Source organism: Winogradskyella marincola (assembly GCF_029624125.1).
In the GTDB taxonomy this organism is placed as follows: domain Bacteria; phylum Bacteroidota; class Bacteroidia; order Flavobacteriales; family Flavobacteriaceae; genus Winogradskyella; species Winogradskyella marincola.
In genome coordinates this window covers 60070-86484 of record NZ_JARSBN010000001.1, presented here as the reverse complement: position 1 = coordinate 86484, position 26415 = coordinate 60070, and the positions used below count along the sequence as shown (strand labels likewise).

The 26415-nt window shown below is 30.2% G+C and carries 26 protein-coding genes; 24 read left to right on the top strand and 2 right to left on the bottom strand.

Features of this window, described 5'->3' with window-relative positions; genetic code table 11:
- Positions 1-37 precede the first annotated feature (37 nt).
- From P7122_RS00455 to P7122_RS00405, 11 genes are read left to right on the top strand one after another with little or no spacing between them, the layout of a single operon-like run.
- Positions 38-901, top strand: a complete 864-nt coding sequence (locus P7122_RS00455) for an ABC transporter permease (RefSeq protein WP_437130079.1) — start codon at positions 38-40, stop codon at positions 899-901.
- A gap of 3 nt (positions 902-904) precedes the next feature.
- Positions 905-2167 carry an ABC transporter ATP-binding protein gene (locus P7122_RS00450; protein ID WP_278003818.1) on the top strand — a complete coding sequence of 421 codons (1263 nt, stop codon included), beginning with the start codon at positions 905-907 and terminating at the stop codon, positions 2165-2167.
- Positions 2136-2684 carry an acyltransferase gene (locus P7122_RS00445; protein WP_278003817.1) on the top strand — a complete coding sequence of 183 codons (549 nt, stop codon included), beginning with the start codon at positions 2136-2138 and terminating at the stop codon, positions 2682-2684. Before P7122_RS00450 ends, P7122_RS00445 begins: the two co-directional genes overlap by 32 nt.
- Complete coding sequence (locus tag P7122_RS00440; protein WP_278003816.1) at positions 2684-3466, top strand: FkbM family methyltransferase; 783 nt, start codon at positions 2684-2686, stop codon at positions 3464-3466. Before P7122_RS00445 ends, P7122_RS00440 begins: the two co-directional genes overlap by 1 nt.
- Positions 3459-4487, top strand: coding sequence for a hypothetical protein (locus tag P7122_RS00435; RefSeq protein WP_278003815.1), 1029 nt, complete (start codon positions 3459-3461; stop codon positions 4485-4487). Before P7122_RS00440 ends, P7122_RS00435 begins: the two co-directional genes overlap by 8 nt.
- Before the next feature lie 25 nt (positions 4488-4512).
- Positions 4513-5952 carry an MBOAT family O-acyltransferase gene (locus P7122_RS00430; RefSeq protein ID WP_278003814.1) on the top strand — a complete coding sequence of 480 codons (1440 nt, stop codon included), beginning with the start codon at positions 4513-4515 and terminating at the stop codon, positions 5950-5952.
- A gap of 7 nt (positions 5953-5959) precedes the next feature.
- The gene (locus tag P7122_RS00425; RefSeq protein WP_278003813.1) at positions 5960-6889 is read left to right on the top strand and encodes a hypothetical protein; all 930 of its coding nucleotides are present in this window, start codon (positions 5960-5962) and stop codon (positions 6887-6889) included.
- On the top strand, positions 6886-7830 hold the full coding sequence (locus P7122_RS00420; RefSeq protein ID WP_278003812.1) for a glycosyltransferase family 2 protein: 945 nt from the start codon (positions 6886-6888) through the stop codon (positions 7828-7830). Before P7122_RS00425 ends, P7122_RS00420 begins: the two co-directional genes overlap by 4 nt.
- On the top strand, positions 7827-8714 hold the full coding sequence (locus tag P7122_RS00415; protein ID WP_278003811.1) for a sulfotransferase: 888 nt from the start codon (positions 7827-7829) through the stop codon (positions 8712-8714). Before P7122_RS00420 ends, P7122_RS00415 begins: the two co-directional genes overlap by 4 nt.
- A gap of 55 nt (positions 8715-8769) precedes the next feature.
- Positions 8770-9645, top strand: a complete 876-nt coding sequence (locus P7122_RS00410) for a glycosyltransferase family 2 protein (protein ID WP_278003810.1) — start codon at positions 8770-8772, stop codon at positions 9643-9645.
- A 3-nt stretch (positions 9646-9648) separates the two neighbouring features.
- A complete protein-coding gene (locus P7122_RS00405; protein ID WP_278003809.1) occupies positions 9649-10665 on the top strand; it encodes a glycosyltransferase family 2 protein in 1017 nt (338 codons plus the stop codon).
- A gap of 1 nt (position 10666) precedes the next feature.
- Here P7122_RS00405 and P7122_RS00400 read toward each other — a convergent pair whose 3' ends face one another.
- Together P7122_RS00400 and P7122_RS00395 are read right to left on the bottom strand one after the other, a co-directional pair.
- Entirely contained in the window at positions 10667-11560 is an 894-nt protein-coding gene (locus tag P7122_RS00400; protein WP_278003808.1) for an FkbM family methyltransferase, read from the bottom strand.
- A gap of 14 nt (positions 11561-11574) precedes the next feature.
- Complete coding sequence (locus tag P7122_RS00395; RefSeq protein ID WP_278003807.1) at positions 11575-12342, bottom strand: class I SAM-dependent methyltransferase; 768 nt, start codon at positions 12340-12342, stop codon at positions 11575-11577.
- A gap of 196 nt (positions 12343-12538) precedes the next feature.
- Between P7122_RS00395 and P7122_RS00390 the strand changes: the two genes are divergently transcribed.
- The 13 genes from P7122_RS00390 (at position 12539) to P7122_RS00330 (ending at position 26374) form a co-directional block, all read left to right on the top strand.
- Entirely contained in the window at positions 12539-13453 is a 915-nt protein-coding gene (locus tag P7122_RS00390; protein ID WP_278003806.1) for a hypothetical protein, read from the top strand.
- Positions 13431-14822 carry an asparagine synthase-related protein gene (locus P7122_RS00385; protein ID WP_278003805.1) on the top strand — a complete coding sequence of 464 codons (1392 nt, stop codon included), beginning with the start codon at positions 13431-13433 and terminating at the stop codon, positions 14820-14822. Before P7122_RS00390 ends, P7122_RS00385 begins: the two co-directional genes overlap by 23 nt.
- A 2-nt stretch (positions 14823-14824) precedes the next feature.
- Positions 14825-15877: a glycosyltransferase family 4 protein gene (locus tag P7122_RS00380; protein ID WP_278003804.1), complete on the top strand. Its 1053-nt coding sequence runs from the start codon at positions 14825-14827 to the stop codon at positions 15875-15877.
- Positions 15878-15881: 4 nt separating this feature from the next.
- Positions 15882-16736, top strand: a complete 855-nt coding sequence (locus P7122_RS00375) for a sulfotransferase domain-containing protein (RefSeq protein ID WP_278003803.1) — start codon at positions 15882-15884, stop codon at positions 16734-16736.
- Positions 16733-17908, top strand: coding sequence for a glycosyltransferase family 4 protein (locus tag P7122_RS00370; RefSeq protein ID WP_278003802.1), 1176 nt, complete (start codon positions 16733-16735; stop codon positions 17906-17908). The genes P7122_RS00375 and P7122_RS00370 overlap by 4 nt, the downstream gene beginning before the upstream one ends.
- Positions 17909-17949: 41 nt before the next feature.
- On the top strand, positions 17950-19011 hold the full coding sequence (locus P7122_RS00365) for an exostosin domain-containing protein (RefSeq protein WP_278003801.1): 1062 nt from the start codon (positions 17950-17952) through the stop codon (positions 19009-19011).
- Positions 19012-19044: 33 nt separating this feature from the next.
- Entirely contained in the window at positions 19045-19578 is a 534-nt protein-coding gene (locus P7122_RS00360; protein ID WP_278003800.1) for a serine O-acetyltransferase, read from the top strand.
- Entirely contained in the window at positions 19571-20893 is a 1323-nt protein-coding gene (locus tag P7122_RS00355) for a glycosyltransferase family 2 protein (RefSeq protein ID WP_278003799.1), read from the top strand. Before P7122_RS00360 ends, P7122_RS00355 begins: the two co-directional genes overlap by 8 nt.
- Before the next feature lie 2 nt (positions 20894-20895).
- On the top strand, positions 20896-21969 hold the full coding sequence (locus P7122_RS00350; protein ID WP_278003798.1) for a glycosyltransferase: 1074 nt from the start codon (positions 20896-20898) through the stop codon (positions 21967-21969).
- A 6-nt stretch (positions 21970-21975) separates the two neighbouring features.
- Positions 21976-23106 (top strand): glycosyltransferase, encoded by a 1131-nt coding sequence (locus P7122_RS00345; RefSeq protein WP_278003797.1) that lies wholly within the window; start codon positions 21976-21978, stop codon positions 23104-23106.
- Positions 23107-23232: 126 nt separating this feature from the next.
- Positions 23233-24042 (top strand): transglutaminase domain-containing protein, encoded by an 810-nt coding sequence (locus P7122_RS00340; protein WP_278003796.1) that lies wholly within the window; start codon positions 23233-23235, stop codon positions 24040-24042.
- A gap of 153 nt (positions 24043-24195) precedes the next feature.
- Complete coding sequence (locus P7122_RS00335; RefSeq protein ID WP_278003795.1) at positions 24196-25413, top strand: O-antigen ligase family protein; 1218 nt, start codon at positions 24196-24198, stop codon at positions 25411-25413.
- Positions 25367-26374 (top strand): glycosyltransferase family 4 protein, encoded by a 1008-nt coding sequence (locus P7122_RS00330; protein WP_278003794.1) that lies wholly within the window; start codon positions 25367-25369, stop codon positions 26372-26374. Before P7122_RS00335 ends, P7122_RS00330 begins: the two co-directional genes overlap by 47 nt.
- Positions 26375-26415: the final 41 nt, after the last annotated feature.

Genomic DNA, 26415 nt, shown 5'->3' with positions numbered 1-26415 from the left:
AGTATATTAGCAATACTAATTAAAACACGCTAAATTGTTGAGTAAAAAGGAAGATGAATGGCTATACACCATCTCTGGAAAGAGAAAACTCATCGACTTTAATTTTAAAGAAATTTGGCGTTATAGAGACTTATTGTTTCTGTTTGTAAAACGCGATATTGTAACGCTATACAAACAAACTATTTTAGGGCCTCTTTGGTATCTTATTCAGCCTTTATTTACCTCTGTAATTTTTACTTTAATATTTAATAATTTAGGTCAAATAAAAACTGGGAGTATACCGCCTTTTTTATTCAATCTAGCAGGTATTACAGCTTGGAACTATTTTAGAGACTGCCTTAATAATACGTCCAGCACCTTTACAAAAAATCAAAATATCTTTGGTAAGGTGTATTTTCCAAGAGTAATATTACCAATGTCTATTACAATCTCAAACCTTTTAAAATTTGGTATTCAGTTACTGATTTTTATTGGTTTTTTTGTTTATTACTATACGACAGGTTATGAGTTAAGTATAAATTCTAATATTATCTTATTTCCTGTATATGTAGTTATTATGGCAATGCTAGGTCTCGGTTTGGGTATGATTTTTTCATCCCTTACTACAAAATATCGAGACATAACAGTATTATTAACTTTTGCAGTACAACTACTCATGTATGTCTCTGCCGTGCCTTACCCAATGTCTGAAGCTAAAGCAAAATTTCCACCATTGGTGGCTAAAATTGTAGAGTATAATCCGTTAACTCAAATTATGGAAGGTTTTAGATATATGCTACTTGATATAGGTGAATTTAACCTTACCAGATTTTTGTATACATTAGGTATAAGCCTGTTTATATTTTTAATAGGATTAGTTATTTTTAATCGTACAGAAAAATCCTTTATAGATACTGTGTAGAAGATGTCTGAAGTAATCCTAAAAGTAGAACATATAAGTAAGCAATACAGGTTAGGTCTTGTAGGTACAGGTACACTTAGTCATGATCTCAAGCGTTGGTTTTACAAACTAAGAGGGAAAGAAGATCCTTATCTAAAAATTGGTGATACCAACGATAGAAGTAAAGCTGCTAAGAGTGATTACGTATGGGCAATTAAGGACATTAATTTTGAAGTTAAGCGAGGAGAAGTTTTAGGCATTATTGGAAAAAACGGTGCAGGTAAATCTACATTACTCAAAATATTGTCTAGAGTTACGAGTCCAACTACAGGTCAGATTAAGACTAAAGGACGTATCGCTTCTTTGTTAGAAGTAGGTACAGGATTTCACCCAGAGCTTACAGGAAAGGAAAATATTTATCTCAATGGTGCAATTTTGGGAATGACCAAAGCCGAAATTAAAGCTAAAGAGCAAGAAATTGTAGAATTTTCAGGATGTCAACGTTATATAGATACACCAGTAAAGCGTTATAGCTCTGGTATGCGTGTTCGCTTAGCATTTGCTGTAGCAGCGTTTTTAGAGCCTGATATTTTGGTTGTAGATGAAGTACTTGCAGTTGGTGATGCAGAGTTTCAGAAAAAAGCCATTGGTAAAATGCAAGATATCTCTAAAGGAGATGGTAGAACAGTGTTGTTTGTAAGTCATAATATGGCTGCCGTTGAAAACTTATGTACAAGAGCTATTTTACTAGAAAACGGAAAAGTAAAATTTGAAGGAGATACAAAAGATTGTATTCAGATGTACTTAAAAGGAAAAAAAACAACATCTAGCGATTTTGATTCCAAGTTTATCAAGAAAGTTAGAATGCTGAACAAAAATAATGAAGTGTCTGATCAATTTGTTATGGGTGAGGATTTTATATTAGAAATAACAAGTTCAGGTATTAAAAATACAACCGGATTGCATTTAGGTTTTTTCATTAAAGACACTTATGAGCAAAAACTTACCGCCTTTAGTACAGCAATGAAAAGTGTGGTTGTTGAACAGAATAACGGTCTAGATGAAGAAGTTTTTCTGTTTAAAATAAAAAAGCCTAATTTAATCCAAGGGGATTATATAATTGATATTTCTGTGTCTTTCAAAAAAGGTGGCAGGCTAGATTTTATAGATTCTGCAATTTCTTTTAATGTTGTGGCAAGTGATGTCTATGGAAATGGAGTATTATTAAATAGTCACTTTGGAAAAATTTATTTAGATGTTGAAACTACTCTCAAAATTAATAGCTAAGTATAGAGCTACTGAATATAAGGTAAAAGGAGACCCAAATAGAATTATCATTGGTAGCAATACCTCAATTGATTCATCGGTTATATTAAATAATTCCAAAGGCGGTACCATTGAGATTGGTGATAATTGTCACATTTTTGAAAATGTTATAATTGCGACTTATGGCGGGAATATTAAAATTGGAAGTCAAACTAGTATTAATCCATTTTGTGTGTTATATGGACACGGAAATTTAACCATTGGTGATGATGTTCGAATTGCAACTCAAAGTGTATTTGTTCCAGCAAATCATAATTATGATGAACTAGATATTCCTATTAGAAAACAAGGCTTAACTAAAAAAGGAATAATAATAGAAAATAATGTTTGGATTGGTGCAGGAGTTAAGGTTTTGGATGGAGTATATATTGAGGAAAATGTTATAGTAGCGGCAGGTTCGGTTGTTAATAAGAATATTGAAAGAGGATTAATTGTTGGAGGAGTACCAGCTAAATTGATTAGAAACAGAAACAAATAATGAGGCGGTTAAAGAAAATTATAAAAAGATTAGTAAAAAATCAGCCAAAAGATGATATTAAGTTAAATGGAGATTTTTATTGTAAATATTTTGAAGGATTAAAGATATACTCACATAATAAAGCATGTATTGAAAGAGCCTTTTCTCAAATTTTTACTCGACATGTGTATAATTTTAATTCAAAAACAGAAGAACCTTTTATAATAGATGCAGGTGCTAACATAGGAATGGCAGTATTGTATTGGAAAAAAAGATATCCAAAAGCTAAGATTGTCGCTTTTGAGCCCTCAAGAGAGGCTTATAAATCACTGGTTAAAAATGTAGAAGCAAATAATTTGAAAGATGTCATATGTATAGATAAAGCATTGTCCAATACAAAAGGAATACAAAAATTTACTACAAATGAGATTATTTCAGGTTCTTTAATTTTAGAAAAAGACTTAGCAAATAATTATGATGTAGAGACCACAACGCTTAGTGAATATCTTAAAGACGAAGTTGATTTTCTTAAAATTGATATAGAAGGTGCAGAGAAATTAATCTATGATGATGTAAAAACTAATTTACATAAATTAAATCATGTTTTTTTAGAGTATCATTCATTTATAAACGAAAATCAATATCTATCTAAATTTTTAGATTTATTTGAAAAGAATAATTTTAGATATTTTATTGAGGGTGAGTATAAAAAGACAAATCACTTTGTAAAACAAAAAGTATCCCTTAATCAAGATATGCAATTAAATATTTGGGCAAAGAAAGCATTTGTAGATAATGAGTAATGGACTAAAAATTGATATTCCTATTAGTAATAGCCTTCAAGTAAAGGATAATCTACGATTATTAAAAAAGATACTGTCTGGTGATTTTGATCAACTCTCTGTTATTAATGGTATAGATATTTTTAAAACCAATAGATCTGTAGAATCGTTATCTAAAAACTTTAAATCAGTAGTTTGCACCACATATTTTAGTTCTAAAAAAGACCCACAGCGAAAATTAAAAATTGATTCTGATGATATAAGTTATATAGCCCCATGGTATAACAGCATGGTAAAATTAAAGCTAGAGGGAATAGTTTTTTACGACCATTTATCAAATGACTTTATTCAAAAGTATAAGACAGATCATATCTCTTTTGTAAAATGTCAGTTAGGAAATTATAGCCTTAATGATGAGCGTTTTATAATATACTACATGTTTTTTTTAAAACACAAAGCCGACCAAATTCTTCTAACTGATGGTAATGATGTTGTTATAAATAAGTCGCCATTTGAATGTATTGACAATAAGAAAAAAAGTACAATTTTTGTTGGGAGAGGAAGCGAAAACAAACTTATTCACTCTAATTGGAATTTGGATAGCATTAACAGGTTAAAAGAAGGCTTAAATGAAGAGTTGCCAAATAACTTTTACGATACAGCAATATACAATGCAGGTATTATAGGTGGTCATTATACTACTCTACTATATTTTTTAAGACAGATGTGCTTTGTGTTTTTTAGGGTAAACAATGATGAAAATAATAACATGGCAGCAATGCACTATGTACTTTACTATTATTTTTATCCTAATTCTAGAAGATTACCATGGTGTTTAATTTATAAAATATTAAACAAAAATTTAAAAATCAAATTTCAACGAAAACTTAAATTTTGGAATTTAGAATTTTTACTTAACCATCAAATTGATTATAAAAACGATACTACAGCAGTGTCTAAGTATATTTTCTCAGGATATCCACTTAACAGTAGATTTAAACAATTTGAAACCAATTCTAATGCTTTTATCACGCATAAATAGTATGTTTAAATTGTAAATTCAAGGTATGCTATTCAATTCAATAGATTTTACAATTTTTCTTCCAATAGTATTTCTAATTTATTGGTTATTAAACTCTCACCTAAGGGCTCAAAACCTGTTTGTAGCCATTAGTAGTTATGTGTTTTATGGATGGTGGGATTATCGGTTTTTGTTTCTAATTTTCTTTAGCACCGTTGTAGACTTTTTTATTGCTAAAAATATTCAAAAATCTAGGGACCCAAAAGTTAGAAAACTTCTCTTGATATGCAGTCTTTTTACAAATTTAGGCTTATTGGGTGTCTTTAAATATTATAATTTTTTTGTTGAAAATTTTAATCAGGCGTTTACTTTTTTAGGATACCATGTTAATGGTAGTAGTTTAAATATTGTTTTACCAGTAGGAATTAGTTTTTACACGTTTCAGACCCTCAGCTATACCATTGATGTTTATAGAAGTAAGTTACAGCCAACGCATAATTTTGTTTCTTTTGCGGCATTTGTTAGCTTTTTTCCTCAGTTGGTTGCAGGACCCATAGAGCGAGCAACAAACTTATTGCCACAATTTTATAAATCTCGAAAATTTGAGTATACCAATGCTGTTGATGGGTTGAGACAAATTTTATGGGGACTATTTAAGAAAATGGTAATAGCCGATAATTGCGCTTTGTACGCAGATATGATTTTTAATAATTCCGAAAGTTATTCTGGGAGTACCTTAGCTTTGGGTGCTGTCTTTTTTGCTTTTCAAATTTATGGAGACTTTTCTGGATATTCTGATATAGCTATAGGAACTTCAAGGTTATTTGGTTTTAACTTAATGCAAAATTTTGCTTTTCCATACTTTTCTAGAGATGTTGCAGAGTTTTGGAGACGTTGGCATATTTCACTTTCTACATGGTTTAGAGATTATTTATACATACCCTTGGGCGGATCTAGGTCTCATAAGGTTAGAAATGTGTTTGTTATATTTTTGGTCAGTGGTTTTTGGCATGGAGCTAACTGGACATTTATTATTTGGGGAGCAATAAACGCTCTGTATTTTATACCACTGCTCTTAGCAAAGCGAAACAGAGTTAATACAAGTATTGTTGCAGAAAATAAAAGATTACCAAGTCCAAAAGAACTCTTTAATATTATAACTACCTTTAGTCTTGTAACAATTGCTTGGGTGTTTTTTAGAGCAGAGTCTGTATCTCATGCACTAATTTTTATAAGGGATATGTTTAGTTTAGATCTACTGAGTTTACCAGTCTATAGTATTAGAAAATTAATATATCCAATAGTTGTATTGCTTGCTTTTTTTGTAGTAGTAGAGTGGTTTGGCAGAAAGGATAAGTATGCAATAGAGAATCTCTTGAAAAATAAATTTACACCAATACGCTGGGCATTTTATACATTAATCATTTTTTTAATAGGAATGTATATGCAAACCGAAGAGACTCCGTTTATTTATTTTCAATTTTAGTAGTTTTATGATGAGTATTCAAATAATTAATTTAATCAAGAGGATTTTAATCTTTTCTGTTTTTTTAATTATAGGATATACATTATTGTTGTTTTTGTTTGGTAGTGTATTAAAACCAAAACATTTGCCAAACTTAGTGTACAAAGTAGGTCATAATTATTTAAGATTACAGGAAGTAAGACAAACGTCTAACGTTGATTTGTTGTTTTTAGGGTCTTCACATGCCTATAGAGGTTTTGATACAAGAATTTTTAGTGCGTCAAACTATAAGGCTTTTAATTTGGGTTCTAGTTCGCAAACACCTATTCAAACATTAATTCTAATAGATAGGTATTTAAAAAAATTAAATCCGAAGCTTGTTGTATTTGAAGTTAATCCAATGGTCTTTGCTTCAGATGGTGTAGAATCTGGACTAGATTTAATTGTGAATGATAACAACGATTTACATTCATTAAAAATGGTATTTAATCAAAAAAACATAAAGTTACATAACACCTATTTGTATACATTGGTAAATGGTATTTTTAACGATACGGTATATGTAAAGAATAAAGCTTATAAAAAAGGAGGATATGTTGCCAAGTTAAAACCAGCATACTTTAATGGAGAGGAACAAGATAAAACTTTAATTACTTTTAATGAAAATCAAATTAAAAGCTTTGAAACTATACTTAGAAGATTAAACAAAAATTGCATAAATTATATATTGGTACAAGCTCCTGTGACATCTCTAAAGTATAATTCGTACTCTAACATCAAAGCGTTTAATAGTTTAATGGCTTCTTATGGCGATTATTATAATTACAATGAAGTTTTAAATCTTAACGACACTATAGATTTTTATGACAGTCATCACCTTAATCAAACAGGTGTTAATATTTTCAATAAAGCTTTTATTAATTTTTTAGATAACAATTTTCAAGATTTAAAAGAATGACTCCGTTAGTTTCCATAATCATTCCAACATTGAATCGTGCACATTTAATAAGCGATACGTTAGATTCTGTCTTAGCACAAACGTATACAAATTGGGAATGTATTGTAGTTGATGACGGAAGTACAGATAATACAGAAGCTTTAATACAAGAGTATATTAATAAAGATAATAGGTTTCGGTATTTTAATAGACCAAAAAACCACCTTCCAGGAGGTAATGGAGCACGTAATTACGGGTTTACAGTAAGTAAAGGAGATTATATACAATGGTTTGATAGCGATGATATTATGAAACCTGAATTTCTTGAAAAAAAACTACAACCTTTTATTACAAACAACTCTGTAGATATTGTGTTTTCTGCTTTCGAAAATTTAAATAAACATGGAAAGCGAGCCAGACTAGCCAATCAAAAATTTAGTGGTAACATACTTAACGATCTTGTAGATGGTATTGTGTCCTTTGGGCCATTATCTTTTCTTATAAAGAGAGCGTTGCTAGCAGGTTACAGTTATGATGAAACATTGACCAAAAACCAAGATCTCGATTTTTTCTTTAGGTTTTTTACTTCACAACCTAATTTAGATGTAGAGCATGTGAGTGATGTACTTTATACAGTAAAATCTCATAAGGATTCAATGACCTATGGTACAAGCAAAGACATTTCTAAAATGGCTTCTACCTATAGAGTTTATCTTATGGTATTGAATTACTTTAAAGAACATAAGCATACTAAAGGTGTTTTAAAATATAGATACCATTGCTTAAATACCTTAAAGGTTATGTTGAAAAATGGCTTTTATAGTGATGTTTTAAAACGGCTAATGACCTTTGAGTATATTAGTTTGAATGAAAAAATTTATCTGGTAGGCTGCGTGTTTTCGCAATTATTCATAAAAAGAGGATCTAATCAATTTATTAAATTAAAGAGTTTGAAGGAATGAAAAAAAGTATTTTGGTTACAGGCTCTCATCGCTCAGGATCAACTTGGACCGGAAAAGTTATATCTAAAGCACCAAAGGTTAGATACATACAAGAACCTTTTAATATTGCAATTAAACGCTACAAACCTCCTTTTAAATACTGGTTTCAATATATTACCAGTGATGTAAAACATCAACAAGATGTAAAGAGTTATATAGATTCTTTTTTAAGAATTTTTCATATTTCAAGTCTTACGAGGTTGTTTAAAGTAAGGACAGTAAAAGAGATATATGGGCATTTTTTAGATTTAAAGAGAAGAGCCACAGATAGAACAATTATAAAGGATCCAATAGCAATTATGTCTACAGAGTGGTTATATAATAATTATAACTTAGATGTTGTAATAATTATAAGGCATCCTGCAGCATTTGTGGCAAGTTTGAAAGTGAAAAAATGGGAATTTGATTTTAATAATTATTTAAATCAACCAATGTTAATGAAGTCTTACTTAAAAGACTATGGAGATGAAATTAATGATTTTTCCAGAAATCAAAAAGACATTATAGACCAAGGTATTTTACTATGGAAGACAATCTATGGAACGGTATCATATTATCAAGAAAAATATAAAGATGATTGGTATTTTGTAAAACATGAAGACTTGTCTATAAATCCAATTGAAGAGTTTAAAAATATCTTTTCAAAAATTAATTTAACTTTCAGTGATAACGTAAAGAGTTATATTTTTGAAACAACTAATAGTGGAGTAAAATCTGATTTAAAAAGGAACTCAAAAGAAAATGTAAAGACTTGGAAAAATAGATTAACAGAAGAAGAAATCGCAAGAGTAAAGATAGGAACGAAGCCAGTATGGGAAAATTTTTATACAGAAAATGATTGGTAAGTTCTCTGTTCTAGCTTTTCTAATAAGAATTTTAGACTTCAATGCTTTATTATAAATGAATATTCAGAACCGCCAATTAGTATCCATAATATTACCTAATTACAATCATGCAGATTATTTAACCTCTCGTTTAGAAAGTATTTATAACCAAAGTTATCAAAATTTTGAAGTTATTCTCCTTGATGATTGCTCAACAGACTCAAGTCTGTCTATCTTAAGTACGTATAAAGATCATCCAAAAACGTCACATTTTATAGTAAATAAAATAAATAGCGGAAGCCCATTTAAACAATGGCAAAAAGGATTGAGCTTGGCAAAAGGACAATTCATCTGGATTGCGGAGAGTGATGATTATTGCGATCTTAATTTTTTAGAATCTCAACTTCAACACATACAGCAAAGAAGCTTAGATGTTGTGGTTGCTGAAACCAAAGTTGTAAATAAAGATTCAATCACTGGACGTACAGAGCATCCAATATTTAAGCAAAAAGACGAATTAAAAATAAGCTTAGATTACTTTCTGTATTGCCCAATTTTAAATGTAAGTTCTATCATTTTTAAAAAAACCTTAATTAAGGATGCTTTTAGATATACAAATTATAGATTAATAGGAGATAGAGTCTTTTATTTTGAAGCCTTTCATAATAAAAAAATAGCTTTAAATCCATTAACACAATCGTACTTTAGAAAAGAAGGAGAAAGTGTATCTACATTAAATTCTAAAGGGTTAAATTATTTAATTAAGTACTACAGAGAGCATCAGCGATTTGCAGAAGAGGCTTATAAAGCCAATAAAATAGATGTTAAATTGTATAGGTCTTATGTGCAGCGTTTTTTTAATAGAGTAAATAATAGATTGAGAAAAACGGAAAAACTAAATTTGAAATATCTTTTGATGCGCCTTAAGTATTACAAGGACATAAAAAAATAATACATGAAAGTAGCAATAGTTATGACCGTAAAAAATGAAGCACGTTTGCTAAAGCAAAATGTGTGCTATCACTTGGGTATTGGTGCTACTAAAGTGTTTGTCTATTTTGATAATACTACAGATAATGGTCCTCAAGTAATAAAAGATATAAAAGGTGTAGAAATCAGTAACTCTGTAGAAGCAGAAACCTACAGCCATATCTCAGCTTTAGAAAAATTTTGGAGTAATGCAGAGCAACATCATACCGCAAGACAATGTTTAAATACGTTTGATGCATTACAAAAATGTAAAAAAGAGCATATAGACTGGCTAATTTCTATAGATGCTGATGAGTTATTTATAACTTCAAAAGATGGAAGAGTATCTATTGAAGATTTCTTTAGTGTAGCAGAAACTCAGAATGCAACTATAGTTAATTTAAAACCTTTAGAAGTTGTATCTAGAAAGATTGCCTATAATAATGTAATGCAAGAGGAAACATTATTTAAAACACAAAAGAACTTTGCTTCTAGGCTAGACCAGATTTACAATAAGCTATATGACCCTTATAAAAAAGAGTACAAGAAGATATCGTATTGGCTGGGGCACACCATGGGGAAATCTGCAATTAAGGTAAACAGTACAGTGATTCCTTATAATGTTCACCGTTATATCTCTTATAATGATGAAGAGTTAAAAGCCATTACCTCAGGAAATGTATTACATTATCATGTTTATGATTATGAAGATTTTAAAAAGAAATATAAAAACTTTGAGAACCATCCAGATCATTTTCTTAGTGGTAATAAAATAGAAGATCTTAAAAGTTTATTGATAACACTTGTTAATGATAAAAACAATTCTGATGCGTTTTTAAAAAACTATTTTAAAGATAATTTTCTATATCATCCTCAAAAGTTAAAAAAGCTATATAAAACAAGATTGTTCAATATTTTAAAGCGAAAGGAAAGTGCTGTCGTAGAGATTGATTATCCCAAGGAAGTTTTGAGAGAAAAAGTATGGAGTGATGCATCATTTTGAACTAAATTAGTTTGTTCCAAACCTTTATTTTAGCACTTGTTTTTATTCTTTCCTTGACAAGACTTATATCTTTTATAAAAATAGTATTAAACTGTGTTTTATTGTAAGAATTTAACTCAGAGATTTTTCTTTTGATTGGGTCGTACTCATACGGTAAAAAATTATTTTGCAAAAGTATTTCTTCTACCTCTTCATTTTTAACGCCATAAAACTTATTACTAAAGTTAATTTCAATAATGACTATGTTTAGGTTTTTATTTGATAACAATATTTTTCCACCCTCTAAAGCAAATTTCTCATACCCTTCAACATCTATTTTTAGTATTGAAACATCCATATCTTCACATATGAAATCTAAGGTTTTAACAGGGATTTTAACCGAATTTTTGTAATTTTTACTTACAATTCTATTCATCGTGTTTTTGTCAGTTGAAAAGTACATTTCAGAACACATATTACTAATCCCAATGTTTTGTGTAGCAACTTTATCTTCTAGCTTATTTAGCTTTACAAGTTCTTTGAGTTGATTAAAGGCTTTTGGTACAGGCTCAATTGCTATTGAATTACAATTCTTAATCCCTGAAGCTAGAAGAGAATAATGGCCTACATTTGCTCCAACATCTAAAAATAAATCGCTTTCTCTCAAATAATGTAGTATAAACATGGATTCATTAAATTCATATAATCCATAATATATATTACCAACAATACCTGCATCTCCTTTATTTGCATAAAAAACTAATTTTCCAACCCACTTGTACTTAATATTCTTTTTATACCTATTAACAAAGTTGAAAATAATATAACGAGATAAAGCCTTAATTCTATTATCTTTAGTGATAGGATGACTACTGAATTCTTTATTTCTAATTTTCAGTTTTTGAATTATTTTCATCAACAACAGAGGGTTTAATTAAATGTTTTCTTAAACAATTCAAAATCAATAAGATTTAAGTGCTCTCTTCTTTGCTTTTCTAAGATTTTATATTCATAAAAAGGATTAACATTTGTAATACTTTTTCCTATTGGATGATGTTTAGAAATAATGCCAACTCCCCAATCACTATCTACACAGCAAGAATGTACAGAAGGGTTGCCTCTCCATTTTAAAAATGCTTTCCAGGTTGTGCCATTCCAGTAACCACCAGCAGGTGTATCTTTATATTCAAAATGTTCTCTTGCATGCCATTCAGTAGGAGGGTTGCAGTCGTGTAAAACTATAAAACCATCATCTTTAATATATTTTAGTGCATTTTCAATGTCTCTATCTACTTGTTCTGCTAAGTGTAGTCCATCAATAAAAATTACATCAAATTTTATAGTATTGCTAAGGATTTCACTTTTAAGGAGTTTATTAAAAAAAGTATCACTTGTCATTTTAAAATCCACAGGATTTTTTTTGAATTCAATACCAGGATCAACACTATACTTTGTGTTAGCATTAATATGATTATAGTTGTGTTCTGGGTTTCTTACACCAATTTCTAAATACGTAGTATCTTCCTTTTTTAAGGATAAAAGGTAGTTTATGATTGTAGTACGAGAAGGCTCTTTTAAGATTTCTTTTTTACTTTCTTGTTGTGTTTTGAGATATTCAGGATTGTTGAGGTAAGCTTTTCCTTTTCTATAATATCTTACAACTTTTCTGTTGTAAATGAAACGTTTAATTTTTTTCATTTTATCTTTTGTAACCTATTGAAAATAAATCTGTATTGGCAATGTACATTATATTTTGGTTTTTCAATAGTTAGATATGGTATAAAAATTATATGATATAAAGCTCTAATCATAAAAATGTAAAATAGTCTATCTTTACGCAAAAACGTATTGTAATTATTGTTGGCCTAAACGCTTCAGCATTTTTAACTTCACTATGATTCACTACTTATATAGTTATCATCTAAATAGAAAACGAGATAAAAAGAGAACTAAATTCGGTAGATGGATTAATTGGCAACTTTATAAATATCTAAAAATCAACTTGGTTAAGTATTATAAAAATTTTCCTTTAAAGTCGCTTAAAATCGATACAGAAAGTGCTGTAATAGTTAGCTTAACCACAATACCTAGTAGGATTGAGTATGTCTATTTACCAATAAAAAGTCTACTTAACCAAACAGTCCCTCCAAAGAAAATAGTCTTGTGGCTTGGTGAAGAATTTTTTACTTCTAAAATAGAGGATTTACCCAGTACATTGCAAGAGCTTATACCTTTGGGCTTAGAGATTGAGTTTTGTAAGGATCTTAAAGCGCATACTAAGTATTATTACGCTTTTAAGAAGTATCCAGATAATCTAGTAGTTACTATAGATGATGATATTATATATCCCAAAAACTTAATAGAAGTATTACTTAATAAGTCAAATGAATTTCCAAAAAGTGTTGTAGCCAATAGGGTAAGAAAAATAGTTGTTGATAATGCTGGTTTTAAATCTTACCGAGAATGGAAGATTAACACGCCAAGATCTAATACACCTTCTCATTTTTTGTTGGCAACCGGAGTTAGTGGTGTATTGTATAATCCTAGTCTTTTTTTAGAATCTATTTATGATACTCAAGGTATGGCAAAAACTAATTGTATTGGAGATGATATATGGTTAAAAGCTGCACAAATACATAGCAATATTATGGTGGTTAAAACAGATCAATTTAATAGAGCTTTTGTAGAAATCAGTGAAGCCCAAGATCAAAGTTTGTTTAAAACCAATGTGTTTGAAAGCGCTAATGATAGACAGATAAAAGAAGTATTCACGTATTTTAATATAGATGAAGAAACCTTTACAAACTAAAGTACCTGTAATTCCAAAAAAGCAAACCTTTGCTAAGGTTAAAACAGAGCATGTAATTAATTACGAAGCTATATGTGTGTTTACGGCAATAGGTTTTTTTCTGGATGAAGATACGTATTTTAAAGATGAGGTTTGTTTAAAACCAGGTACAGTTAATACAATTGATGAGGATGGTTTTTTAATAAAAAGCGAATCTTATTTTCAATGGCATTATTCACCAAGAGATATTAGTTTTGAGGAGGCGCTTAGTGAGTTCTCAGAACTATTCGAATCAATTATAGACCAACAAGTAGGAAGCAAGAGAGTTATATTGCCATTATCTGGCGGATTAGATTCCAGAACGCAAGCAGTAGCTTTAAATCATCTTGGCAAGAATGTTGAAGCTTATAGTTATTCATTTGAGAATGGATACAATGAGGCCAACATATCAAGACAAATAGCCAATGCATGTGGCTTTTCGTTTGAAGCGTATACAATAGCAGAGGGTTATTTGTGGGATAAGGTGAAGAAACTGTCTAGCATCAATCAGTGTTATTCTGAGTTTACTCATCCAAGGCAAATGGCAGTAGCGGAAGAATTAAAGTCTAAAGGAGATGTCTTTTCGCTTGGTCATTGGGGAGATGTGCTTTTTGACGCTACAACAAAAGAGCAATTGTCTATTGACGATGAGGTTAATTTAATTTTAAAAAAGATAGTTAAACCAGGTGGATTACAATTAGCGAAAGCACTTTGGGAGTCTTGGAGTTTAGATGGAGATTTTGAGTTGTATTTGAGAGATAGAATTAAAAGTTTGCTGTCACAAATAAATATCGAAAACTCTAGTGCAAAAATTAGAGCATTTAAATCTATGTACTGGGCACCTCGATGGACAACTGTTAACTTATCTGTTTTTGAAAACATACACCCAATAACACTTCCATATTATAATGATAAGATGTGTCAGTTTATATGCACTATTCCTGAAGCCTATTTAGAAGATAGAAAACTACAGATAGCGTATATAAAGAAAAGAAGCAAAGTACTTTCTAAAATTACATGGCAAGAGCAAAAACCCTTTAACCTAAACAATTTCCAGTTCAATAAATCACCTTATAATTTACCATATAGAATTAATAATAAATTATATAGAACACTTAAAAGTTTTACTGGTAAACCCTATATTCAGCGTAATTGGGAATTACAGTTTTTGGGTAAAGACAATGATAATAATTTAAAGACTTACATCTATAATGATAGTTTTTATTCGCTTATAGATAAAAAAATCATTGATAGTATTTATCATAGTTTTAGGGAGCAGGATAGAGTAAAATTTTCGCACCCTTTAAGTATGTTATTAACCTTATCTTTATGGCAAAAGAATAATAGTTGAGTTTGAAGCCAATTAGAATACTATATACCATACCAAATTTTAAAACAGCCGGAAGTCAAAACGTTTTACTTTCAATAGTACGAGGTTTAGATCCTGAAAAATTTGAGGTATTTATAGCTGTAGAAAAGCATCCAGAACTTATACCAGACGACATCTCTGCTTCAAACCAAATACATGTTTTATATGTAGGTAAACTTTTAGAAGATGTTAGATATTTTTCAAGAATATTAAAAACACATCAAATAGATTTATGCCATTCTTGGGATTATAAATCTAATTTTGTTGAAGCTTTAGCATGTAGATTAGCAAATGTTAAATATCTATACACCAAAAAAAACAATGCCTGGTCTAAGCGTTGGAAGCTAAAAAGTCTTTTAGCCAATCATATTGCTTATGACAATCCTGAAATGAGATCTCGGTTTTTTAACCCATTTTATTTTAAGTCAAAGATTACATTAATTCCTCATGGAGTTGATTTAGATAAATTTGTTTTTATAGATAACAGGAATAAAAACACTTTCAATATATGTTGTATTGGTAATATTGTAGAAAACAAAAACCAAGCACAAATAATTGAAGCTTTGGTTAATTTACCTACTCATGTGCATTTAAATTTGTACGGACGAACGGATGAGGTATATAAAGACCAACTTGTTCGTTTAATAAAGAAATGTCATCTTCAAGATCGTGTATCGTTCAAAGGTTTTGTGAAAAATGAAGATATACCACACGAGCTTTCTCAACAACATGTTTTTGTTTTAGCTTCAAAACAAGAAGGTTTGCCTGTAAGTATTTTAGAAGCTTTGGCCTGTGGTGTTCCTGTGTTGAGTTCAGAATCAGGAGGTGGAGCATCTTATATTCTAAAGAATAATAGAGGAGGTTTTATGTTTAGCTCAACAGTAGAATTAGTTGATAAAATCAAATTATTATTACAGGACGAAGGACTCTATAATATGCTAAAACAACAAGCTATAGATAATGTAACTTCTCGTTTTTCATTAAAAAAAGAGATAAATACTTACAAAAATTTATATTTGAAACTTGTCAAAAAATGAAGATTTGAAATTATTTAACAAACATATCATCATTGCAGGTTCTGCCCGAAGCGGCACAAGTTGGTTATCCGAAATAATTGGATTGCAGTATCGTTATAGACTTTTGTTTGAGCCAGAGCATGAGCATCAAACACAAGAAGGCTATTTAATTTGCGATAAATTAATAACAGCAGAGAATGTAGAACGAGATCAAAAAAAATATTTTGTCAATATTTTTAAAAACCAGGTAGATAATGATTGGATAGCGCAGTTGAGTAATAGAAAGTTTAAAAGACATTTGTGGCCTGTAATACCAAAAAAATATGTTATAAAGTTTGTGCGCTGTAATATGAGTGCTCATTATATAGCTCAGCAATATAGCATTCCAATAGTGTATGTAATAAGAAACCCTTACGATGTTATTGCTTCTCAACAAAGAGTAAAATTTCCTTGGTTGTACAATTTAAATAGATTTAAAAATCAAGATTTGTTATGCAATATGCTCATGGAGCATTATAATTTTGATTTGAGAAATCAGAAAAATTTAAGCGATATAGAAAAGCTAAGTATAAGGTGGTGTATAGAAAACAGCATTCCTTTTTTATTAAATAAAAATGATTCTAAGTATACTGTATATAAGTATGAAGATATCAAGAACGACATAAACGTTTTTTTAGAAATATGTAAGTCATATAATTTAAAACCATTAAGTAATATAGAAACTGCTTATAATCAGCCTTCTAGTAAAACGCATCCTAAGAGCGAAATTATAACAGGTACTTCGAAAAATCTTAAATTTACAGACCTAGATTACAAAACCATTAACTATTATCTAGACCTCTTTAAAATTGATTTTTATAAAAGAAACTATAGTTTATGAAAATAGCTCTAGTACTTGCCCAACCACCAAGTTATTCTGAAACTTTTTTTAATAATAAAATTAAAGGTTTACAGCAAAAAGGGCATGAGGTCATTTTGTTTACAGGCCCTTCTAGAGTTAAGTATAAAAACTGTTTGCATAAAGAGAGTCCACCAATAAGCAAGTTCTTTTTATTACAGTTTTTTAGTATTTGTATAGTCTTTATAAGACTGCTTCCATATTTTAAAATAGTCAATAGGTTCTTTAAATTAGAAAAGCTAGATGGAAGTTCAACCAAAGTAATTCTAAAAAAGATTTACCTCAACGCACATCTTCTTACTTTTAAAGGAGATTGGGTTCATTTTGGTTTTGGAACACTCGCGCTAGAGCGAGAATTAATACCAAAATCAATTGGGGCAAGCATGGCTGTAAGCTTCAGAGGCTTTGATATAGGTGTTTATACATTAAAGTATCCTAACTGTTATCAAAAACTTTGGAAGCATGTATCAAGAATTCATGTTATTTCAAACGATATAAAACAATTACTATATGCAAATGGGTTTAACGACCAGGCATCTGTAATAAAAATTACACCTGCTATTGATAATCAGTATTTTAATGCAGATGGGTTTAACGACTTTAGCACACCTATTCAGCTGTTAACAGTAGCAAGATTACATTGGAAAAAAGGATTGGTTAAGACACTGGAAGCTCTGGCACTATTGAAAAAAAGAGGAATAAAATTTCAATATACACTTGTTGGTGAGGGTGATGAAAAAGAACACCTAATGTATGTTGTAAATCAGTTGAACCTTCAAGAAGACGTAACGTTCTCAGGAAAATTGGCAAGTAAAGACGTGAAAACAATCATGCAAACTGCCAATATATATATACAGTATAGCGTGCAAGAGGGGTTTTGCAATGCCGTTTTAGAAGCCCAATCAATGGGATTGTTATGTGTAGTTAGTGATGCAGAAGGACTTTCAGAAAATGTTAAAGATAATTTTTCAGGATGGGTTGTTGCTAGAGGACAATCAAAATTACTCGCAGATAAACTCTTAGAAGTGGTGTCTTTATCTTCAGAAGAGAGGCTAAGAATTTCTGAAAACGCTGTTAATAGAGTTAAAGATCATTTTAATCTTAACATACAGCAACAAGCGTTTCATGATTTTTATACCAAGAAGCAAGAATAAAAATTTTGTATTATCAAGAACAACCTAGAAATTTAACCATAATGAAGCTGTTTTTTCCAAAAAAACATTATGATAGTAACTATAGAAGGCATCTGTTTGCACTTTTAAAGCCATTTGTTAAAGCAAAAGATTTTAGTGATAAAAGTAGAATTTCTGCTTATGGAATATCAGATAAAGATGTAGTCTTTGCAAGTTCCATTGAAGAGGCTGATTTTGTGATATTGACAATGTCATGGATGTATTACAAAGTAACCAAACAAGTTGATAAGGCTATAACATTTATTAAAGAAGCTAATCGTTTAGGAAGAAAGGTTGTAGTGTCCTTACCGAGCGATTTTGGAATTAACATACCCAAAGATTTGGATGTTATAATTGTTAGAGAACAAGGTTATAGATCTAAGTTAGACGATTATCATTATTGTGTGCCAGTATTTATAGAAGATCCATTAAAAAAGCATTACAACCAGACAATAATTTTTAAAAAGGAGTATAGCATTCTGCCTACTGTAGGTTTTTGTGGACAAACAGATGATAGTAAAATTGAAGCTCTAAAAGAATCGGCAAAAATAGTTATTAGAAATTTTCTATACTACTTTGGTGTGAGATATCAAACACCACATCAGCTAGTTCCAACGAAATATTTAAGGTCTCAATTAATAACATTATTCCAAGAGAATCCTAAAATAAGGGCCAATTTTATATTAAGAAAACAGCATAGAGCAGGTATAGAGACGCTAAAAAACAGAGATACCCATAAAACAACGTTAGAATTTTTTGATAATATCAAGAACTCAGATTATGTTTTGTGTGTGAGAGGAGTGGGCAATTTTTCAGTTCGATTATACGAAACTCTGGCTATGGGTAGAATCCCTGTTTTTGTAAATACAGATTGTATTTTACCTCATGACTCTTTTTTAAACTGGAGAGATCATGTAGTATGGGTAGAGTATAAAGATAGGCATCGAATAGTAGAAAAAGTGGTAGAATTTCATAGTAAACTAGATGATAAAAAGTTGAATGACTTATTTGAGGCAAACAGAAAACTTTGGGAAGATAAATTGAGATTAAAGACTTACTTTCAAAAATTATTTCAAAATCTATAATGTTGTAGTTTTAAAAACGAAGGAAACAGAATATTGAAACAATTAAAATATTTCATAGCAGATGTCAAAAGAGCAATCGGTAGAAAAAAGCTTCGGATTTTTACGGTCTTCTTTACACGATCATTTTGGGGACTTTTTAATTATCGTATAGAGCGCTGTGGTTATGATTTATTTGGTAGTTTTTATCCTGTGATTAGGATACTCTATCTTCCTTTTTCTTTTGTATTTCAAACAATATCAAATATAGATATACATTATAAAGCTGATATTAAAGGTGGATTATTGATTCATCATCCAGCTCTAGGTGTTGTAATTAATGGTGTGTGTGTAATTGGTTTTAACCTAACACTTACAGGAGGAAATGTTTTGGGAATAAATAAACCTTGTGAGAAAGGAGACTTTGTAATTGGTAATAATTGTAATCTTGGGGCTAATGCAACCATAATAGGTCCTTTAAAATTAGGAAATAAAATTAGAGTTGGTGCAAATGCATGTGTTGTAAATTCGTATTCAGATTCTGGACTTGTACTTGTTGGAATTCCTGCAAAACCTAAAGAAAATGTTTGATTTTCTAAAATACATACAGCCAGTACATTATTTTGCTTTACCTTCAAAAGGAGCGTATGTTTTTCCTGTTTTTGAAACTCTTCCAGAAGACGTTCAAAGCCAATTAGTTCCGGATGAAAATTATACTTCAAAAAATGCAAGATTATACGATTTGTCATGGCAGGCAGTACAATTGGGTTACATCGGTGAAGCTAATACTTACACTAGTTTTGATAGTATTTCTGTAAAGGATAATTATTGTTTTTTAAGAAAATATTTTAACCCTTTTTGGAGTCTCTATGTTTTATTTATTAGGCTTTTAAGTTTCAAAAATCCAATAACAGAGATTAATGGGTTTTTAAAAAGTAAGCACATAAAACGGTCACAATATCTCAAGAAACCTATATCTTATAATAATTGGGATACTTTTAATTCTTCTTTAATTGAGAAAAATCCCAAGGTAAGTGTCATAATTCCAACACTCAATAGATACAAGTATTTGCATGATGTTTTAAAGGATTTAGAACAGCAGGATTATTCTAATTTCGAAGTTATTGTTATAGACCAGTCAGAGCCTTTTAATGCATCATTTTACGAATCTTATAATTTAGATATTACAGTAGAATATCAACAGGAAAAAGCACTTTGGTTAGCACGAAATAGAGCAATAAAATTATGTAAGGGAGAATTGATACTGCTATTTGATGATGATAGTAGAGTAGAGCCAAATTGGATTTCTAATCATCTAAAATGTATCGATTTTTTTAATGCAGATATATCATCTGGTGTTTCGTTGTCTGTTGTTGGAGATACAATCCCAGAGAATTATTCATTTTTTAGACGATCAGATCAATTAGATACAGGCAATGTTTTGGTTAAAAAAGAAGTTTTTGAGAGCATAGGACTCTTTGATAGGCAATTTGAAAAACAGCGTATGGGAGATGGTGAGTTTGGTCTAAGAGCGCACATAAATGGTTTTGTTAATGTCTCTAACCCTTATGCCAAACGAGTACATCTCAAAGTTGGTTCTGGTGGGTTAAGGGAAATGGGAAGTTGGGACGCCTTTAGACCAAAAAATGTCTTTGCACCAAGACCAATTCCAAGCGTGTTGTACTTGTATCGTAACTATTATGGTAATTACAGAGCAAGATTAGAGTTGTTAAGAACAGTTCCTTCATCTGTAATGCCTTATAAATTTAAAGGAAATAAAGCACTTAAGATTGTAGGTGTATTCTTTTCAATTTTAATTTTACCACTTATTTTGTTTCAGGTGTTAAAGTCTTGGAAGCTAGCTTCTGTTAAGCTTAAACAAGGTTCAAAAATAGAACAGTTGTAATTATGAAAATTGTTCAAGTAATAGATAGGTTAGAAGTTGGTGGTGCTGAGCGTGTTTTGGTAGATCTTACTAATTTATTGCATGAAAGTCAGTACGATGTTAGTGTAATTTGTCTTTTACAAGAAGGACAGTTAGACGCTCAGTTAGCTTCAGAAATATCAATAACTTATATAAGAAGGAAGCAAAAATTTAATCCTATTTATCTCTATAAGCTTTATAAAGAACTACAAAAATATGATGTTATCCATATTCATCTAAGGCAAGTTCTTAGGTATGTGTCTTTACTTTTTTATAGTACTCAATTGCATAAAAAAAGCGTTGTTATTTTTCATGATCACTTTGGAAGAATAGCAGAGAACAAAAGCATTAATGGTAGTATAAGAAGTGCAATAAAAAAATGTTCTGCTTATATTGGTGTTAGCGAAGCACTAACATCATGGGCCAGAGAAAGAAAGTTGAACGAAAAGGTTTATAAATTACCAAATATTATAAGGAAAAAGGAGACAGGTGTAAACTATGATCAAAAAGATTATAATTCTGTAAAAGTAATTTCTGTTGGTAATTTTAGACCTCAAAAAAACTATGAGTACTTATTAAACGTCATAAAAAGTAGCCCAGATCATTATCATTATACAATATATGGTCAACCTGTTGATAATGGCTATTTCGAAAAAATTAAAACCCAGATCAAAAGTTTTAAAATAGAGCATAAGGTTACTATTATTACTAATTGCAAAGACGTTACGATAGAATTACATAAGTACGATATAGGTATACATACAGCTAAATCTGAAACAGGTCCATTGGTTGCCATAGAATATCTAAGTGAAAATCTGCCTTTTGTAGCTTACAATACTGGTGAAGTTGCAGATAAGGTAAAATTAGAGTTTACAGAATTTATTCAAAACAATTTTGAGGTAAATAATTGGTTAAAGCAAATGGATGTTCTTTTGAAAAGCAAAGAAGAACTAGAAACTAGAATAGAATTGTTTTACAATCAAAATTTCTCAGAAGATGCCTACCTTAAATCTTGCATTTCTATTTATGAAGAATTATTAAATTCAACCAAAAATTAAATTTAATTGAAACTTGCAATCATATCACATACCGAGCATTATAAATTAGCAAATGGAACTATAGTTGGTTGGGGACCAACCATAACCGAAATCAATTTTTTAGCTCAGATTTTCGATGAAATCTACCATATTGCTATGTTTCATGATGTTGAGGCTCCGGAAAGTTCTATGCCTTACACAAGTGATAAAATTAAATTTGTACCTATAAAACCCTCTGGAGGTCACTCGGTATTAGATAAAATTAAAGTAGCCTTAACGGCACCAAAAGTTATTAAGACAGTAAATTCAGTTTTAAAAAAAACAGACTGTTTTCAATTACGCGCTCCTACAGGAATAGGTGTTTTTTTAATTCCTTACCTCACAATTTTTTCAAAAAAGAAAGGCTGGTATAAGTATGCTGGCAACTGGAATCAGCAGTCACCTCCTTTAGGATATGCTCTACAACGATTTATGTTAAAACATCAAAATCGAAAAGTTACTATAAACGGAAGCTGGCAAAATCAAAAAACACACTGTTTAAGCTTTGAGAATCCATGTCTTACAGAAAACGATTTAGAAGATGGAGTAAGAGTGAGAAACGCTAAGAATAACAATGGTTCTATTAATTTTTGTTATGCAGGTAGATTAGAACGAGAAAAAGGTGTTGAGCGTATTATTAAAGCGTTTAATAATCTAGATGAAGAGATGTCTAGTAAAGTAGGTACTGTACACTTGGTTGGTAATGGTACAGAGATAGAATACTTTAAAAACCTTGGTGAGAAAAGTAGAATTGATTTTGTTTTTCATGGTTTTTTGCCAACGGACAGATTATTTCAAATCTACGAAAGTTCACATTTTTTTATAATGCCAACCACTGCTTCAGAAGGTTTTCCAAAAGTCATAGCAGAGGCAATGAATTTTGGTTGTTTGCCTATTGTCTCAAATATATCCTCAATAGGACAATATGTTACAGATGGTAAAAATGGTTTTTTAATTTCTCCAGTTAATGAAGGTAATGTATTAAAAGCCATTACTCAAGCATTAACCATGCCTTCTCAAGATTACAATCAGTTTGTTACTGAAAATGATAATATAGTAAGAAAATTCTCATATACTTATTATGTTGAGCGAATAAAGATGTTATTAAGCGAAAAATAACTTATTTGCTAAGTTCTGGAGTTAATTGATTGACTCACAATATTATATTTGTTAGAAATTAGAGAGCCCTACCTTGATAATTTATGATATCGTTTAGCGAATATTAATAAATTCAATTTCTTTGTTTTGACTCTAAAAAAGATTACCTGGGCACTCCGTAGACATCCATTACTTTATTACACCAGATTTTGGCTACTTTCAAAAAATTCTACAATAAACAGATTAGATAAAGATTGTTATAATCGAGAAAATTCTAAAACAGTTGTTCCTGAATTTTTTTATGAAATCAATAAAAAAATATTTGAACACTATAAACCAGAAAAAGATGTAGACAAAGCAGTATTAATAGCTTTGTGGCTTAGAAAGCACATTAAAGGAGGACGAGGTTTAAGTCTGGCTTCTGATGAAGCTTTGAAAGCTATGATTAATGGTGATGGTGGTGTTTGTAGTGATATGTCTCAGATATTCAATAATTTTTGTGTTATTAATGACATAAAAGTTAGAGAATGGGGAATTACTATTGTGCCTTTTAATAAAAAATATGGTGGTCACGCTACAAATGAAATTTTTTCAAAAGAATTGGGTAAATGGGTTATTATAGATGTTTCAAAAAGTATTTTGTTTTATTACGAGGATAATAATGAGCCTCTTTCTTTATTTCAAGTTTTCACATCAAATGGCTCCCATAGATATAGCAGCTTTTATAAAGAAATAGAAGATAACACACAGATTCTTAATTACTATTATAATAAAAGAGCTACGCCTTTTTTAATTAGCAGTTACCGTAATTCTCTTTATGATAAATATCTGAAAAAAAATAATTCCAAGTATCCGGTTTTCTTTGTGCATTTTTATATATACTTGATTGGTAAAAGTTATAAATATAAATTTCCGCTAAGAGATTATAGAAAAATGTTTAGATTTAGTTTTTCTTAGCATTTTATAAATTAGATATTGAATAAAGATAGCAGATATATCTCCCTAATACTTATTCATGCTGTCATAGGTCTTTTAATATATACCTATAGACCTTTGTCTAAGGTTTATTTTTTTGCAGCAGTTGTTTTTTTTATAGGTAGAATAATTGTTGTGCCTAAATCAAAGAAAACAACCACTGTTATGATGGCTTGTGCATATTTTGTAGGTGCAGAAGTTTTGTTTAGGATGACCAAAGGAAGTATAGCTTATGAAGCGTCTAAGTATTTAGTGATTCTTTTTGTGCTTCTTGGTATGTTTTTTAGAGGAGTCTCTAATAAAGGATATCCATATTTTACGTATTTAATTTTATTGGTTCCATCAATAATAATTGCCTCTTTTGATTTAAAAATTGATTCAAATTTTAGAACAAATTTGGCTTTTGTTCTTAGCGGACCTGTTTGTTTAGGGCTTAGTGCATTGTTTTTTTTAGACAAAAAGGTTAAGCACAAAGATATTATTAATGCACTAGCTTCGTTATCAATGCCAATAGTAACAACTATGGTTTATTTGTTGGTGTATAGTCCTTCTCTAAAAGACTCTATAAAAAGTACAGCTTCTAATTACACTTCGTCTGGAGGTTTTGGTCCCAATCAAGTATCAACAATTTTAGGATTAGGGATATTTGCATTTACTGTAAGATTGTTTATAAAGTCGCCTTCACTTTTCTTAAAAATTTTTAATACCATTTTTTTATCATTAATTGCATATAGAGCTATTATAACATTTAGTAGAGGAGGAGTTGTAGCAGCAGCAATTACCATATTAGCTTTTTTGGCAATTTTTTATTTTAGATCGATTCCTAGAATAAGGAGTCAAGTAGCAGTTTCTGTGGTTGTTTTTGTTTTTGCAATGTGTATTGCTTGGGTGGTTAGCTCAATAGCTACGGTAGGAATGATTGATAAGAGATACACTAACAGAGATTCCTTAGGAAGAGAAAAGCAAGATCTTACCACAGGTAGAGCAGATTTAATTCTAAATGAGCTAGATGGTTTTTTGGAAAACCCTTTTTTAGGCATAGGAGCAAGTAACACAAAGTATAACAGAGAAGGTAGAGCTATTGTAACTCATAATGAACTTACCAGATTATTATCCGAACATGGAATTTTAGGCATTTTTATTTTATTAATATTAATCTTTGCTCCTTTAACATATAGAAGTTCAAACAGGAAAAATGTTTTTTTCTACGCCTTTTTAGCTTTTTGGTTTGCAACAATAAATCATTCTGCTATGCGTATTGCCGCGCCAGCTTTTTTTTATGCATTGGCTCTATTAGATATACAATATGAAAAACGTCCTTTACATAGGAAACGCCTTATCTCAAAAAGGTAAAAATATAACCTCTATAGAAGTTTTAGGTGCACGCTTAAGACAATTTTGTAACGTAAAGATTGCTTCCAAAAAGCAAAATCAGGTTTTACGATTACTAGATATGATGTTGATGGTTATAAAAAATAGAAGACATACAGATTATGTACTTATAGATACTTATAGCACGCTTAATTTTTATTATGCTTTTTTTGTTGCACAACTCTCTAGATGTTTCAATATTAGATATATAACCATTTTACATGGTGGTAATCTAGAAAACCGATTAATTAAAAGTCCTAAAAAGAGTAAGCTACTTTTTGGTAATGCTCACAGGTTAGTATCTCCATCTGTTTTTTTAAGAAATACTTTTGCGAATTACGGTTATGATAATGTTGAGTACATTCCCAATTCAATAAGTATAGAAGATTATGAATTTTCAAGAAAAGAAATTGAAAAGCTAAGTTTACTTTGGGTACGTTCATTTTCTAAAATATATAACCCTAAGTTAGCAGTGCTATTGTTAGATAGTCTTGTAAAAAAAGGATATGACGCTGAGTTGTGTATGGTAGGACCAGATAGTGATGGTACACTAAAAGAGGTTAAACAATTAGCAAAAGACTTAAATCTTGATGTAAAGTTTACAGGAAAACTTCCAAAGGAAGAGTGGCTAAAACTCTCTAAAGAATACAATATTTTTATCAATACCACCAACTACGACAACATGCCAATAAGTGTTGTAGAAGCTATGGCATTAGGCTTGCCAGTTGTGTCTACCAATGTAGGAGGTTTACCTTTTTTAATTTCGCATAATGAAGAAGGGCTTTTAGTTTCTGCAAATGGTGTAAATGCTTTTGTAGAGGCTATAGAGGAGTTAAAAGAAAATAAAAAACTTAAGGATCAGTTGATAACTAACGCTCGCAAAAAAGTAGAAAAATTAGATTGGGAAGACGTTAAAATAAAATGGCAAAGGCTTTTGTCTTAATTCTCTTTTATAATAAATCGATGTTATTATATTTACAGTAT

Coding starts and splice junctions, on each gene's coding strand:
- P7122_RS00395 (WP_278003807.1), bottom strand. CDS start 12,342: ATGAAAAAAATTAAACGTTTCATTTACAACAGAAAAGTTGTAAGATAT.
- P7122_RS00365 (WP_278003801.1), top strand. CDS start 17,950: ATGAAGCTGTTTTTTCCAAAAAAACATTATGATAGTAACTATAGAAGG.
- P7122_RS00350 (WP_278003798.1), top strand. CDS start 20,896: ATGAAAATTGTTCAAGTAATAGATAGGTTAGAAGTTGGTGGTGCTGAG.
- P7122_RS00435 (WP_278003815.1), top strand. CDS start 3,459: ATGAGTAATGGACTAAAAATTGATATTCCTATTAGTAATAGCCTTCAA.
- P7122_RS00390 (WP_278003806.1), top strand. CDS start 12,539: ATGATTCACTACTTATATAGTTATCATCTAAATAGAAAACGAGATAAA.
- P7122_RS00355 (WP_278003799.1), top strand. CDS start 19,571: ATGTTTGATTTTCTAAAATACATACAGCCAGTACATTATTTTGCTTTA.
- P7122_RS00410 (WP_278003810.1), top strand. CDS start 8,770: ATGAATATTCAGAACCGCCAATTAGTATCCATAATATTACCTAATTAC.
- P7122_RS00400 (WP_278003808.1), bottom strand. CDS start 11,560: ATGAAAATAATTCAAAAACTGAAAATTAGAAATAAAGAATTCAGTAGT.
- P7122_RS00420 (WP_278003812.1), top strand. CDS start 6,886: ATGACTCCGTTAGTTTCCATAATCATTCCAACATTGAATCGTGCACAT.
- P7122_RS00425 (WP_278003813.1), top strand. CDS start 5,960: ATGATGAGTATTCAAATAATTAATTTAATCAAGAGGATTTTAATCTTT.
- P7122_RS00405 (WP_278003809.1), top strand. CDS start 9,649: ATGAAAGTAGCAATAGTTATGACCGTAAAAAATGAAGCACGTTTGCTA.
- P7122_RS00370 (WP_278003802.1), top strand. CDS start 16,733: ATGAAAATAGCTCTAGTACTTGCCCAACCACCAAGTTATTCTGAAACT.
- P7122_RS00440 (WP_278003816.1), top strand. CDS start 2,684: ATGAGGCGGTTAAAGAAAATTATAAAAAGATTAGTAAAAAATCAGCCA.
- P7122_RS00385 (WP_278003805.1), top strand. CDS start 13,431: ATGAAGAAACCTTTACAAACTAAAGTACCTGTAATTCCAAAAAAGCAA.
- P7122_RS00445 (WP_278003817.1), top strand. CDS start 2,136: ATGTTGAAACTACTCTCAAAATTAATAGCTAAGTATAGAGCTACTGAA.
- P7122_RS00450 (WP_278003818.1), top strand. CDS start 905: ATGTCTGAAGTAATCCTAAAAGTAGAACATATAAGTAAGCAATACAGG.
- P7122_RS00415 (WP_278003811.1), top strand. CDS start 7,827: ATGAAAAAAAGTATTTTGGTTACAGGCTCTCATCGCTCAGGATCAACT.
- P7122_RS00330 (WP_278003794.1), top strand. CDS start 25,367: ATGAAAAACGTCCTTTACATAGGAAACGCCTTATCTCAAAAAGGTAAA.
- P7122_RS00430 (WP_278003814.1), top strand. CDS start 4,513: ATGCTATTCAATTCAATAGATTTTACAATTTTTCTTCCAATAGTATTT.